This window comes from Halomonas rhizosphaerae, from assembly GCF_030012485.1.
GTDB lineage: Bacteria > Pseudomonadota > Gammaproteobacteria > Pseudomonadales > Halomonadaceae > Halomonas > Halomonas rhizosphaerae.
Window position 1 is genome coordinate 1 of the sequence record NZ_JASCQQ010000017.1, and the last position, 13,023, is coordinate 13,023.

Below are 13,023 nucleotides of genomic sequence, written 5' to 3' on the forward strand. Positions count from 1 at the left end.
ACGCCGCCCTGGCGCTCGGCCGGCGGCTCGACCTTGAGCAGCGTGATCTTCGAGGCCACCTCGATGCCGAGATCCGCCGGGCTCTTGACGTCCATCGGCTTCTTCTTGGCCTTCATGATGTCGGGCAGCTTGGCGTAGCGCGGCTCGTTGAGGCGCAGATCCGTCGTCACGATGGCCGGCAGGGTCAGCTCGAGGGTCTGCAGGCCGCCGTCGATCTCGCGGGTCACCTGGGCCTTGTCGTTCTCGATGACGACTTCCGAGGCGAAGGTGCCCTGGGGCAGGCCGGTCAGGGCAGCAAGCATCTGCCCGGTCTGGTTGTTGTCGGTGTCGATGGCCTGCTTGCCGAGGATCACCAGGCCGGGCTGCTCTTCCTCGACCAGCCTGGCCAGCGCCTTGGCCGCCCCCAGCGACTCGACGCGCTCGTCGGTCTCGACGTGAATAGCGCGATCGGCACCCAGCGCCAGGGCGGTGCGCAGCTGCTCCTGGGCGGCCTTGGGGCCGACGGTGACGGCGACGATCTCGGTGGCCACCCCGCGCTCCTTGAGGCGCACCGCCTCTTCCACGGCGATCTCGCAGAAGGGGTTCATGGCCATCTTGACGTTGGTGAGGTCGACGTCGGAGTTATCCGGCTTGACCCGGATCTTGACGTTGTAGTCGATGACGCGTTTGACCGCGACGAGGATCTTCATGGTGTTCTCTCCTTTAGCAGAAGGCCTGGATGCCGGTCTGGGCGCGGCCGAGGATCAGGGCGTGGACGTCATGGGTGCCCTCGTAGGTGTTCACCACCTCGAGGTTGACCAGGTGGCGCGCCACCCCGAACTCGTCGCTGATGCCGTTACCGCCCAGCATGTCGCGAGCCAGGCGGGCGATATCCAGGGAACGGCCGCAGCTGTTGCGCTTCATGATCGAGGTGATCTCCACCGCGGCGCTGCCCTCGTCCTTCATGCGCCCCAGGCGCAGGCAGCCCTGCAGGGCCAGGCAGATATCGGTCTGCATGTCGGCCAGCTTCTTCTGGATCAGCTGGTTGGCGGCGAGCGGGCGGCCGAACTGCTGGCGGTCCAGGGTGTACTGGCGGGCGGTGTGCCAGCAGTCCTCGGCGGCGCCGAGTGCGCCCCAGGCGATGCCGTAGCGGGCCGAGTTGAGGCAGGTAAAGGGACCCTTGAGGCCGCGCACCTCGGGGAACAGGTTCTCCTCGGGCACGAAGACATCGTCCATGACGATCTCGCCGGTGATCGAGGCGCGCAGGCCGACCTTGCCGTGGATCGCCGGGGCGGAGAGGCCTTCCCAGCCCTTCTCCAGCACGAAGCCGCGAATATCTCCTTGGTCATCCTTGGCCCACACCACGAAGACGTCGGCGATGGGGCTGTTGGTGATCCAGGTCTTGCTGCCGGTCAGCCGATAACCGCCCTCGACTTTGCGGGCGCGGGATACCATGGAACCGGGGTCGGAGCCATGATTGGGTTCGGTCAGGCCGAAGCAGCCGATCCACTCGCCGCTGGCCAGCTTGGGCAGGTACTTCTGCTTGGTCGCCTCATTGCCGAATTCGTTGATCGGCACCATCACCAGCGAGGACTGCACGCTCATCATCGAGCGGTAGCCGGAGTCAACGCGCTCGATCTCCCGGGCGATCAGGCCGTAGCAGACGTAGTTGAGGCCGCTGCCGCCGTACTCCTCGGGGATGGTGGCGCCGAGCAGGCCGGTCTCGCCCATCTCGCGGAAGATCGCCGGGTCGGTCTGCTCATGACGGAAGGCCTCCAGCACGCGGGGCGCGAGCTTGTCGGCGGCGAACTGGGCGGCACTCTGCTGGACCATGCGCTCTTCGTCGCTGAGCTGCTGGTCGAGGAGCAACGGATCCTGCCAATGGAAGGCGGGGTTCTGGGACATGTCGGAATTTCCTCTACTTGTCGTGTTGGCCCGTCGTCACAAGCCAATATAATTTTGCTATGCAAAACCAGATTTCATTTTTTATCATGATGCTGAACTGCGCTGACACAGTCAAGCGGCAACTGCCATGCTTAAAAGCGTGCTACCAGGAACCACGCCGCCAATAGCGGCATGGCGAGACAGAGGAAAAGGCCGTTCCAGCGATAACCGATCCGCAGGGACGAAACGCCAGTGAACCTGGAAAGAATCAGCATCGAGACGGTCATGGGAGATGACATCAGCGCCAGCGTCCACCCCACCAGCAGGGAGACCGCCAGAACGGGCGGCGTCAACCCTTCGATGCCCAGGGCCGGCAGAATGCCGACCAGCAGGGTGACGCTGACGATGGGATTGATGCCGACCTGAGCCAACACTGCCACCAGCAGCATGGCGACCACGGCGGTACCTGCCCCCAGCGACGACAGGAAGCCGACTCTCTCGGCCAGGGCTGCCACATCCACTAATCCCACGCAGAGATGCCCCAGATAGCCTGCCGCCCCCAGCACCACAATCTCGTTGGACGCCGGCGAAACCAGCCTGGGCAACCCACGATGCAAGGCAACGACGGCAGTCGGTATCCCCGCCAGGCCATGGCGACGGAACTGCCAGGAGAGCCACAGGAAAGCCCCCAGGGGCGCCCCCAACAGCACGGCGGTGGGCAACTGTAGATCGAGGCTCCAGGCGAGAAAGAAGATCAAAGCCACCAGCGAGAGCAGCAACAGGGAGAAATGGGCCAGGGGTCGCAGCGAAGGCACAGCATGTTGCCTGTTGTGCTGCATTCGCGGGCCGGTCACCCGATCGACGCCCCAGCCGACCAGGAACAGTACCAGCGCCGCCCCCAGGGCGTAGGGAGCCAGTTCGATCCAACGCAGGCCCTCCATGCTGGAAAGCACCACCGCCATGCCGATGCCCATGGGCGAGACCAGTGGCGCCAGTGCAAAACCGCGCAGCAGCGCCAGCATCATGCGCCGCTGTCGTGCCTGTTGTACCCACAGACGCCCTTGGGCTGCCGCCAGGGTATTGCTCTTCTCGATCATGGCGGCAACGAGATTGAGCACGCCGATATTGAGGATGATGCCGAACAGCGACGAGCCCAGTGACAGGATCGGATAGCGTCGGCTGGGCGGTTGAAGCAGCATGGCATGCCCACAGCGCTTCACCAGCCTCGACCGGTAGGCGGGTAGCCGAAGCAGGCCCAGCGCCACCAGAAAGGTCGCGAAGAAGGCGAAGCGACCCGCCGCCTCGCGCAGCAACTCCAGGGGAGCGGGGTGTTTCCATAGCGCTATCAGGCTCAACATGAGCGCAGCACCCAACAGGGTGAGAGCCATGGTCGACAGTCCACGCAGGGTGAGCAGATACCCCCCCAGGGCGACCAGGGCCAACCACTGGGCCTGGGAGCTGAGGAGCACCAGGTCTGACAGGGTCGCCAGGGTCACGACCAACAGCAGGGTAGCCCTCAGGCGATCCCGGCTCACTGGGCCTCTCACTCCGCGGCCTCGCTCCCCCGACGCCGACGGAAGGTTCCTTCCCCCATCGCCACCAGGTTCCCCTCGCCGTCGAATACCTTACCGCTGGCCATGTAGGTACTGCGCCCTCCCCCCTCCAGCCGACCGGTAGCGCGCAACGTAGCTCCCTTGGCCGACGCTACGAAGGTGGTGGTGAGCGACAGCGTCATCGCCTTGCGCAGCTGATCCGGAGCCTCGCAGTACAGGCCCGAGAAGCTCGTGGCCACATCCAGCAAGGTGCTGAGGACGCCGCCGTGCACGATCCCACTGCGGTTGAGGTGATGTGGCTCGACCGTCAGTTCGAGCGTCACCTGATCTGGCTTCCAGTCGACGACGCGAATTCCCAGAAAGTCCTGGAAACCCACCATGCGCCATGACACCGGCAAGGAATCACTCATGACGGATCCTTCCCTTGTGCCATGTCACGCAGCCGCCCCTTGAGAATCTTGCCACTGGCCGTCGCGGGCAGACTATCCATCAGCACGATCCGGCTAGGCCGCTTGTAGGGCGCCAGTCGCTCGGCAATGAACGCCCGGAGCGCCGTCTCCTCCAGATCCGCCCCCGGCTCGCACTGTACGAAGGCCACCACCTCCTCGTTGCCCGATACCTGGCGCCCCACCACGGCCGACAGCGTCACGCCGGGATGTTCGTTGATCACCGCCTCCACATCGGGTGGGTAGATGTTGAACCCGGAGCGGATGATCAGCTCCTTGCTGCGCCCCACGATATAGAGCTGGTCGTCCTCGTCGAAGCGCGCGATGTCGCCGGTATTGAGCCAGCCATCGTCGGTAAGGCAGGCCCGCGTAGCCTCGGGCTGACGGAAGTAGCCCTTCATCACGTTGGGCCCGCGCACCCAGAGCTCGCCCACCTCGTCACCGTCATCGGGGGCATCGCCGTTCGCGCCTAACGGCTCGAGGCGATACTCCAGCAGCGGCAGCACACGCCCCACGGTATTGCTGACATGACGATCATCGATGCGGGTCTGGCTGATGGTCGGGCTGGCCTCGGTCAACCCATAGCCGTTGTGCAGGGTCAGGCCGAAGGCCGCCTCGACCCTCCCCTTGATGTCGGCATCCAGCGGGGAGCCCCCCGCGGAGATATAGATAAGCGCTGGCGCCTCCAGGGCCTGCCCCGGCTGGCGAAGAAACTCCAGGGTTCGTGCGTACATGGCTGGCACCCCCTGCAGGACGGTGATGCGTTCTCGCTTCAGCGCATCGAGCATCATCGCCGCATCGAAGCGCGGCACCGTATAGAGACAGGCCCCGTTGTAGAGCGACCCCATGCACACCGAAGAGAGCCCGAAGACATGGGACATGGGCAACACCCCGTAGACGCGCTGGCCCTCACTGAGATGCCGCATGCCACCCGAGATCGAGGCGATGTAGAGGATGCCGCGGTGCGTGAGCATGACGCCCTTGGGCGTGCCGGTAGTCCCGGAGGTGTAGATCATCGCCGCGACCTGCTCGGTACCACTGGCCTCCACCGGTTCCGGGTCGCTCTCAGCCTGTGCCCCCACTCTCAAAGCGCCCAGGCTGGGATGCGCCATCGGGTCGGCGCCGTGGCGACGCCCGTGCTCTTCCGCATCGGGTGACGCCTCGCTGGTATAAAAGACGCGACGCGGCAGGCAATTATCACGGATCAGGTCGATTTCCTTCGCCGACAGGCGCGAATTGACGATGGCTACCCAGGCGTCGAGTTCGCTGGCCGCCAACAACAGCACCACCAGGGCACGACTGTTCTCGCCGACGGTCATCAGGCGATCACCGTGTCGGATCCCCAGCGAGGCCAGCCATTGGCGAGCCTCGTGAATCTCGCGACCCAGATCGGCGTAGTTCCAACGCACATCACCGTCGACCAGTGCCGCCTGGTCGGGAATGCGCTGCGCATTGTCGAGCACACGGGTACTCAGACGATCGGGCAGCTCCGCCACCAGCTCAGTGGCCCAGCGACCGAAGATGAGTTCGTCCGGGGCCTGGCGTATCTCGGACAGGACCATCAGGACGCCTCCCGCACCATATTGCGTGCGATGACCAATTGCTGGATCTGGGTGGTCCCCTCATAGATGCGGAACAGCCGCACATCGCGGTAGAAACGCTCGACGGCGTACTCCGCCATGTAACCTGCCCCGCCGTGCACCTGGACCGCCCTGTCGGCGACGCGGCCGACCATCTCGGCACAGAACAGCTTGGCACAGGAGGCCAGGGTCGAGACGTCCTCGCCGTCATCCTTGCGGCGTGCGGCATCGAGGACCATGGTGCGACCGGCATAGGCCTCGGTCTTGCTGTCGGCGAGCATCGCCTGGATCAGTTGATGGCTGGAGAGCGGCACGCCGAACTGCTGGCGCTCCATGGCATAGCTGAGCGACTCCTCCACCAGCCGATCGGCGACACCGACACAGACGGCGGAAATATGCAGGCGGCCGCGATCGAGCACCTTCATCGCCGTCTTGAAGCCCTGCCCCTCGCGGCCGCCGATGATGTTCTCGGCCGGCACCCGACAGTCGTTGAAGATGATATCGCAGGTATGGGCGCCCTTCTGGCCCATCTTCTTGTCGGCAGGCCCGCGCTCCAGGCCAGGGGTGGAACCTTCGACGATAAAGGCCGAAATGCCGCCGGCCCCCTTCTTGTCGGGATCCGTTCGCGCCATCACGGTGAACAGATCCGCCTCGGGGCCATTGGTGATGTAGCGCTTGGTACCGTTGAGGATATAGTCATCGCCGTCACGTACGGCGGTGGTGCGCAGGCTGGCAGCATCGGAGCCGACATCGGGTTCGGTCAGGCAGAACGAGCTCAGGATCTCGCCGGTAGCCAGCCGCGGCACGTAACGCGCCTTCTGCTCCGCTGTACCGTCGATGAGAATGCCTTGGGCGCCAATGCCGTTGTTGGTGCCAAAGACCGAGCGAAACGCCGGAGACGTCCTGCCAATCTCCATCGCCACCAGTGCCTCTTCCTCCATGGTCAAGCCGAGGCCGCCGTATTCCTCGGGGATCGACAGGCCGAACAATCCCATCTCCTTCATCTCCTCGAGCAACTCGGGGGGTACGGCATCCTCCTCGGCCAGGCGGGCCTCGTTGGGAATCAGTCGTTCACGCACGAAACGAGAAATGGTATCGAGAAGCTGGTTCAGGAGTTCAGGATCGCGAATCATGGCGGGGCCTCATTGATGGACGTGGCTGGGTAGTTCCCGGGAATCAGCAAACACCAACGCCACAAGTTCTGTATCGCGGAATAGGAGTTCGCAAGTCTTGCCAGGCACTCTTGCATAGCCTAGGATGTCAGTCAATAAATGAAATGGCATATCGCTCTGCAAAATCAATAGGCGATTCTGCAACCTTCCATGCATGCCACCACCTGAAAGGAGAAGCCCGCCATGTCGACCGTCGCCCCCTCGCAGGACACCCCGGCCCCTCCCTTCCATCGCCTCGGACTGGTCGGCACGGGGGCCATGGGCCGCGGCATCGCCCAGTTGGCCGCCCAGGCCGGCCTCGAAGTGACTCTCCACGATGCCCGCACGGGCGCAGTGGATGAGGCCAGGGAATTCATCACCGGCATCTGGTCACGCGGGGTGGCCAAGGGCCGCCTGAGCGAGGACGACCTGGCGCGCTACGGGGCCCGGCTGCACGGCGCGGCCAATCTGGCGGACCTGGCCGGCTGCGATATCGTGGTGGAAGCGATCGTCGAGAAGCTCGAGGCCAAGCAGGAACTCTTCACGCGCCTGGAAGGGATTCTGGATGACCAGGCCGTTCTCGCCACCAACACCTCGTCGCTGTCGGTAACGGCAATCGCTTCCGCTTGCCGGCTGCCACGGCGCGTGATCGGCTTCCACTTCTTCAATCCCGTGCCGCTGATGAAGATCGTGGAGGTCATTCCGGGCCTGCGGACCGCCTCCGAGGTCGTCGACCGAGTGGATGCTCTGGGCCGGGCCATGGGCCACTTTACCGCCCGCGCCACCGATACGCCGGGCTTTCTGGTCAACCACGCCGGTCGCGCCTATGGCACCGAGGCCCTGCGGATTCTCGGCGAGCGCGTCGCCGATCACGCCACCATCGATCGCATCCTGGTCGACCAGGGCGGGTTCCGCATGGGCCCTTTCCGCCTGCTGGACCTGACCGGTCTCGATGTCTCCCACGCGGTGATGGAGTCGATCTATCACCAGTACTACGAAGAGGCGCGTTTCCGGCCGTCACCCCTGACCCGACAACGCCTGAATGCCGGCCTGCTGGGACGCAAGAGCGGCGAGGGCTTCTATCGCTATGAGGAGGGCAAGACGGTAGAACCGGAGGAACCGGCTCCGCCGGCGAGCGCTCCCCTGCCGGTGTGGATCAGCCCCGAAGACCCCGAGGCCATCCAGGCACTCTCGGCACTGGTCACCGCCGCCGGCTGGCCGCTGGACCGAGGCGAGCGGCCTGGTGCCGAGTCGTTGTGCCTGCTCTCGCCGCTGGGCGAGGACACCACCCAAGCCAGCCTGCGCCAGGGTCTCGAGGCCCGCCATTGCGTGGCCATCGACATGCTGCCCGGCCTCGACAGGCGCCGTAGCCTGATGACCACCCCGGCTACCGAAACCCGCTATCGGGATGCCGCCTGGGCCCTGCTTGGCGCCGACGGCACCCCGGTAAGCCCACTCAACGACAGCAACGGCTTCGTGCTCCAGCGCGTGGTGGCCTGCATCGTCAACGTGGGGGCCGACATCGCCCAGCAGGGCGTGACCGAGCCAGACACCCTCGACCGCGCCGTGGAATTGGGACTGGGCTATCCCCGTGGCCCGCTGGCCATGGGTGACCACTACGGTGGCCGGCGCATTCTCACGATCCTCGATAACCTCTTCGCCGCCACCCGCGATCCCCGCTACCGCCCCAGCCCCTGGCTGCGCCGACGCGCCGCCCTGGGCATGTCATTGACGACCCCCGAACTGACCTGACAGGAGTTTCCCATGCACGACGCCTTCATCTATGACGGTATCCGTACCCCCTTCGGTCGCCACGGCGGCAGTCTGGCCACCGTGCGCCCCGATGACCTGCTGGGCAGGACCCTGAGTGCCCTGGTCGAGCGCAACGGTTTCGCCCCCGAGGACTACGAAGAGGTGCTGGCCGGTTGCACCAACCAGGCCGGCGAGGATTCTCGCAATGTGGCCCGCCACGGCGCCCTGCTGGCCGGTCTACCCGTTGAGGTCGCCGGACAGACCATCAATCGCCTTTGCGGCAGCGGCCTGGCCGCGGTAATCGACGCCGCACGCGCCACCCGTCTCGGGGAAGGCGAGCTGTTCCTGGCCGGCGGGGTGGAATCGATGTCGCGGGCGCCCTATGTGCTGGGCAAGGCCGAGGGGGCGTTTGCCCGCAACCAGCCGCTGTACGACACCGTGATCGGTTCACGCTTCCCCAACCCCTGGATCGGTCAGGCATTTGGCAGTCATAGCATGCCGGAGACCGCGGACAACGTGGCCCAGGACCTGGGACTGGGACGCGACGAGAGCGACGCCTTCGCGGCGCGCTCCCAGGCTCGTTACGGCGCCGCCCAGGACCAGGGTTTCTACGACGAGGAGATCCTCGGCATCGAGGTATCCCAGGGTCGTAAGCTGCCCCCACTGCTGGTGGACCGTGACGAGCACCCGCGGCCCGGCACCGATGCCGAGAAGCTTGGCCGGCTGTCGCCGCTGTTCGAGGGTGGCGTGGTCACCGCCGGCAACGCCTCGGGCCTCAACGACGGCGCCGCCGCCCTGATCGTCGGCAGCCGCCAGGCGGGGGAAAACGCCGGGGTCAGGCCGCGGGCGCGCATCGTGGCCGGGGCCGTGGCGGGCGTGGCGCCCCGCGTCATGGGCCTGGGGCCGGTACCCGCTTCGCAGAAGGTGCTGGCACGTGCCGGTATGACGCTCGACCAGATGGACGTCATCGAGATCAACGAGGCCTTTGCCGTGCAGGTGTTGGGCTGCGTCAAGCAGCTCGGGCTCTCGGCCGACGACAGCCGTCTGAACATCAACGGCGGTGCCATCGCCATCGGCCACCCGCTGGGCGCGTCGGGAGCGCGGCTGGCGCTAACCGCCTTGCGCCAGCTGGAAGTCAGCGGCGGCCGGTATGCGCTGGTCACCATGTGCATCGGCGTCGGCCAGGGCATCGCGGCCATCATCGAGCGCCTCGACTAAACAATCCCCATTCACGACGCCCGGCACATACGGGCGTCGTGCCAGGCATCGTGTCGGTCGAGAGAACGCGGCGCTCTCCAGAGCCGCAAATTATGCGATACTGTATTCCGCAAATGGTACCGGCACAGGGAATGCGAATGAACCAACCCGCCCGACTCGATGATGATCCATCAGAACCCGTAAAGGACCGCAGCTTCGTGACCGCCCTGGCCCGAGGCCTGGAACTACTTCGCGCCTTCGGTCCCGGAGAGGAATTCCTCGGCAATGCCGAGCTCTCCAGCCGCACCGGCATTCCCCGTCCGACCGTGTCGCGACTCACCTATACGCTGACCCAGCTGGGCTATCTCAAGCACGACACAAGGCTCGAGAAGTATCGACTGGGAGCGGGCATCCTGGCACTCGGCTATCGTTTCCTTGCCAGCCAGGGCATCCGCGAGATTGCCCGCCCATATATGCAGCAGCTTGCCGATGCGACCGATTGCGCCATCGCCCTGGGCACTGTTGATCGTCACAGCATGACCTATATCGAGGTATGCCAAGGCAAGGGCCCCCTGGTGATGCGCCTCGAAGTCGGCTCGCGTATTCCAGTCACGACTACGGCTATCGGCCGTGCCTGGCTCTGCGGCATTTCCGAGCAACAGCGTGAGGCCTTCCTGGAAGAGATCAGGAGACGTGACCCCGCTGGATGGCCCGCCGTCAAGAAGGCCATTGAGAAGAGCCTGGACGAATATGCCCGCTATGGTATCTGTCTGTCTGAAGGCGAGTGGGAGCGCGATGTCAGCGCCGTTGCCATCCCGCTGGTACTCGAAGATGGCGCCGAGGTCATGGCGATGAATTGCGGCGGTTCATCACTACGCTTGAGCCATCGCATCCTGGTCGAGAACCTGGGACCCCGCCTGAAGGAGATCGAGCAGCAGATTCATGCGGAACTGCGTCATGGTGCAATTCCCTGACACCCCAGTCAGGAGCTCACGACGAGAACGGCCGGCACGTGCGTCGCTCCCCCTGAAGGAATGAGGGCGCCGGCGGCGACATCATGTCAACCGACCTCCACCTGCTCCTTCACCTTGTCGACGATGTAGCGCCCGATGGGCAGGGCCGAGGTGGCCGCCGGTGATGGCGCGTTGCAGACGTTGACGGTGCGCCGCGTGTTGACGAACAGGAAGTCATCGATCAGCCGCCCGTCGCGGGAAACCGCCTGGGCGCGCACGCCCGAAGGCCAGGGCTGGAGGTCATCGAGGGTCAAGTCGGGACAGTAGCGGCGCACCAGCGCCAGGTAGCGGCGACGGGAGAAGGAGTTGCGCAGCTCCTCCAGCCCCGGCCGCACATTGCTGGCCAGCATCCGCCACACCCCGGGATGGGTGAAGAGCCGCGCCAGGTCCGGCAGCGAGACATCCGACTTGCGATATCCCTCGCGGGCCAATGCCAGCACGGCATTGGGGCCAAGGGTCACGCCGCCATCGATCAATGGCGTCAGGTGCAGGCCGAGAAAGGGCATGGCCGGATCGGGGATGGGGTAGACCAGGTGATTGACGATCCCGTCACGCGTCTGCGGCAGGCGGAAGTACTCGCCGCGGAAGGGGCAGATGATGAAGCCGGGATTGCGCCCCAGCATCCTCACAATGCGGTCAGACATCAGCCCCGCGCAGGAGATCAGGTAGCGGGAAGAGAACTCGTCATCGCGGGTCCTGACCACCACCTCGCCGGGGCGCTCGTCGATCCCGGTGACCTCCTGATCGTAACGGATCTGCCCAGCGCGATGCTCGAACTCCTCGGCCATGGCCCGGGTGACCCGGGCATAGTCGACGATGCCGCTGGCGGGCACGAAGATGGCCCCGACCCCGGTGATCGCCGGCTCGCGCTCGCGAAGCGCCTCGGCGGATAGCCACTCGCGTTCGAGACCGTTGGCACCGGTTCGCTCCCAGAGCCCCTGCATGCGCTCGAGTTCGAGGTCGTTGGTGGCCACCAGCAGCTTGCCGCAGATGCGGGTCTCGATGCCATGGGCCTCGCAGAACGCCCGGGTGGCCCGGTTCCCCTCGCGGCAGAAGCGCGCCTTGAGGCTGCCGGGGGTGTAGTAGACCCCGGCATGGATGACACCGCTGTTGCGGCCGCTCTGGTGATGGGCCGGGCCCGACTCCTTCTCCAGCAGCAGGATGCGCCGATCGGGAAAGGTCTCGCTCAGCTGCATGGCGGTGGACATGCCGAGGATACCCCCGCCTATGATGATGAAGTCGTACAAGGCTCACCTCGGAATGACAGGCATGTGACCGGAGAATATCCATGTTCTCCGACTGTTTCCATTTTTCGATGATCCACGGCACGATTCACCACAGTGGCGATGATTGGGTATGATGACTGCCACATTCGGAACGACAGCACGCCATGGACACCTCCTCGAAACAGAACCTGGGCGTCAGTGCCTACCACTGGCTGAAACGCGACATCATCCGCGGCGTCTTCTCGCCCGGCGAGAAGCTGCTGATGAGTGGTCTCAAGGACCGATACGGGCTGGGCATCGGCCCCCTGCGCGAGGCGCTGTCGCAGCTGGTAGCCGAGAGCCTGGTCGTGGCCATCAGCCAACGTGGCTATCGGGTAGCGCCCATGTCGCTGTCGGAACTCGCCGATCTCTATGACGCCCGGGCCCAGCTCGAGGGTCTCATCCTGGAGCTCGCCATCCAACGGGGTGGCGACGACTGGGAGGCCGACATCCTGGCCAAGGCCCATACGCTGGCCAAGGTGACAGAGGTCAACAGCTCCGAGGAACTGCTCGACGTCTGGGACACCCGCCACAAGGCCTTCCATACCGCCATCGCCGCCGGCTGCAACTCCCCCCACCTGCTGAAAGTCCGCGAGAGCCTGTTCGACCAGGTGGAGCGCTACCGTCATCTCTGGCTACGCGAGACGGTCTTCTCCGCCGAGGCTCTTGAGCGCAAACGGCGCGAACATGCCGCCCTGGTGGAGGTCATCCTCTCCCGCGATGCAAAACGCGCCGCCGAGATGATGCGCGAGCACCTGATGACGCCGGTCCCCATCATCACCGAGGTCATGCGACGGCGGGAACTGGCGTGAGGTGGCATTCGCCCCGTTGAGGCCAGGACCTCCATTACGCGACTGACAGCTGTCATACCGGCGTCATCACCAGGCATGAAACTTCCCGTCAGGCATCTCCCGACGAAATGCCAATGTTACACTCAGGATACATTCCATGCGCCCGGGGACCCGGCGCCAGCCCCAGGAGACAGACCATGCCCCACCTGCTGAGATTCCCCCGCGACCTGGAAGCCCGCCTGGAGCGCGCCAGCCACCATACCGGCATCACCAAGGCCGAGCTGATCGAGCGCCTGGTGCAGGACGGGCTGGCCGACCTGGAGACCCAGCTGCTCCTCGAGGATACGGCAACACCCCGCGCCGAGCGCAGCATCGACCAGTTGCTGCGCGAGAGTGGCCTGGGTGCCTGAAA

The 13,023-nt window shown here is 65.2% G+C and carries 12 protein-coding genes; 5 read left to right on the forward strand and 7 right to left on the reverse strand.

Annotation, left to right across the window (positions count from 1 at the left end; translation table 11 throughout):
* The 6 genes from QLQ86_RS08340 to QLQ86_RS08365 form a co-directional block, all read right to left on the reverse strand.
* Window positions 1-689, reverse strand: a 689-nt coding sequence (locus tag QLQ86_RS08340; RefSeq protein WP_282816549.1) for an electron transfer flavoprotein subunit beta/FixA family protein, incomplete at its 3' end; no start/stop codon positions are given.
* A gap of 13 nt (window positions 690-702) precedes the next feature.
* Window positions 703-1,884, reverse strand: a complete 1,182-nt coding sequence (locus QLQ86_RS08345) for an acyl-CoA dehydrogenase (RefSeq protein ID WP_282816550.1) — start codon at window positions 1,882-1,884, stop codon at window positions 703-705.
* A 131-nt stretch (window positions 1,885-2,015) separates the two neighbouring features.
* Window positions 2,016-3,398: a hypothetical protein gene (locus tag QLQ86_RS08350; RefSeq protein ID WP_282816551.1), complete on the reverse strand. Its 1,383-nt coding sequence runs from the start codon at window positions 3,396-3,398 to the stop codon at window positions 2,016-2,018.
* 8 nt (window positions 3,399-3,406) lie between these two features.
* Window positions 3,407-3,826, reverse strand: a complete 420-nt coding sequence (locus QLQ86_RS08355) for a PaaI family thioesterase (RefSeq protein ID WP_282816552.1) — start codon at window positions 3,824-3,826, stop codon at window positions 3,407-3,409.
* Window positions 3,823-5,424, reverse strand: coding sequence for a class I adenylate-forming enzyme family protein (locus QLQ86_RS08360; RefSeq protein ID WP_282816553.1), 1,602 nt, complete (start codon window positions 5,422-5,424; stop codon window positions 3,823-3,825). The genes QLQ86_RS08355 and QLQ86_RS08360 overlap by 4 nt, the downstream gene beginning before the upstream one ends.
* Complete coding sequence (locus tag QLQ86_RS08365; RefSeq protein WP_282816554.1) at window positions 5,424-6,575, reverse strand: acyl-CoA dehydrogenase family protein; 1,152 nt, start codon at window positions 6,573-6,575, stop codon at window positions 5,424-5,426. Before QLQ86_RS08365 ends, QLQ86_RS08360 begins: the two co-directional genes overlap by 1 nt.
* Window positions 6,576-6,797: 222 nt before the next feature.
* On the opposite strand from QLQ86_RS08365, the gene QLQ86_RS08370 reads away from it, so the two are divergent.
* The 3 genes from QLQ86_RS08370 to QLQ86_RS08380 all read left to right on the forward strand — a co-directional run bounded on the left by QLQ86_RS08370 (window position 6,798) and on the right by QLQ86_RS08380 (window position 10,516).
* Complete coding sequence (locus QLQ86_RS08370) at window positions 6,798-8,345, forward strand: 3-hydroxyacyl-CoA dehydrogenase (RefSeq protein WP_282816555.1); 1,548 nt, start codon at window positions 6,798-6,800, stop codon at window positions 8,343-8,345.
* Window positions 8,346-8,357: 12 nt separating this feature from the next.
* On the forward strand, window positions 8,358-9,563 hold the full coding sequence (locus tag QLQ86_RS08375; RefSeq protein ID WP_282816556.1) for a 3-oxoadipyl-CoA thiolase: 1,206 nt from the start codon (window positions 8,358-8,360) through the stop codon (window positions 9,561-9,563).
* Window positions 9,564-9,700: 137 nt separating this feature from the next.
* Window positions 9,701-10,516 carry an IclR family transcriptional regulator gene (locus QLQ86_RS08380; RefSeq protein ID WP_282816557.1) on the forward strand — a complete coding sequence of 272 codons (816 nt, stop codon included), beginning with the start codon at window positions 9,701-9,703 and terminating at the stop codon, window positions 10,514-10,516.
* A gap of 86 nt (window positions 10,517-10,602) precedes the next feature.
* Here QLQ86_RS08380 and lhgO read toward each other — a convergent pair whose 3' ends face one another.
* Window positions 10,603-11,802, reverse strand: a complete 1,200-nt coding sequence (gene lhgO / locus QLQ86_RS08385; RefSeq protein WP_282816558.1) for an L-2-hydroxyglutarate oxidase — start codon at window positions 11,800-11,802, stop codon at window positions 10,603-10,605.
* A 143-nt stretch (window positions 11,803-11,945) separates the two neighbouring features.
* Between lhgO and csiR the strand changes: the two genes are divergently transcribed.
* Window positions 11,946-12,632, forward strand: coding sequence for a DNA-binding transcriptional regulator CsiR (gene csiR / locus QLQ86_RS08390; protein ID WP_282816559.1), 687 nt, complete (start codon window positions 11,946-11,948; stop codon window positions 12,630-12,632).
* A 176-nt stretch (window positions 12,633-12,808) separates the two neighbouring features.
* Complete coding sequence (locus tag QLQ86_RS08395; RefSeq protein ID WP_282735871.1) at window positions 12,809-13,021, forward strand: hypothetical protein; 213 nt, start codon at window positions 12,809-12,811, stop codon at window positions 13,019-13,021.
* The last annotated feature ends 2 nt before the right edge of the window (window positions 13,022-13,023 follow it).

What these genes read in the sequence shown, in the direction of transcription:
- QLQ86_RS08345 (WP_282816550.1), bottom strand. Translation starts at nt 1,884, where the DNA reads ATGTCCCAGAACCCCGCCTTCCATTGGCAGGATCCGTTGCTCCTCGAC.
- QLQ86_RS08355 (WP_282816552.1), bottom strand. Translation starts at nt 3,826, where the DNA reads ATGAGTGATTCCTTGCCGGTGTCATGGCGCATGGTGGGTTTCCAGGAC.
- QLQ86_RS08360 (WP_282816553.1), bottom strand. Translation starts at nt 5,424, where the DNA reads ATGGTCCTGTCCGAGATACGCCAGGCCCCGGACGAACTCATCTTCGGT.
- QLQ86_RS08365 (WP_282816554.1), bottom strand. Translation starts at nt 6,575, where the DNA reads ATGATTCGCGATCCTGAACTCCTGAACCAGCTTCTCGATACCATTTCT.
- QLQ86_RS08370 (WP_282816555.1), top strand. Translation starts at nt 6,798, where the DNA reads ATGTCGACCGTCGCCCCCTCGCAGGACACCCCGGCCCCTCCCTTCCAT.
- QLQ86_RS08375 (WP_282816556.1), top strand. Translation starts at nt 8,358, where the DNA reads ATGCACGACGCCTTCATCTATGACGGTATCCGTACCCCCTTCGGTCGC.
- QLQ86_RS08380 (WP_282816557.1), top strand. Translation starts at nt 9,701, where the DNA reads ATGAACCAACCCGCCCGACTCGATGATGATCCATCAGAACCCGTAAAG.
- csiR (WP_282816559.1), top strand. Translation starts at nt 11,946, where the DNA reads ATGGACACCTCCTCGAAACAGAACCTGGGCGTCAGTGCCTACCACTGG.
- QLQ86_RS08395 (WP_282735871.1), top strand. Translation starts at nt 12,809, where the DNA reads ATGCCCCACCTGCTGAGATTCCCCCGCGACCTGGAAGCCCGCCTGGAG.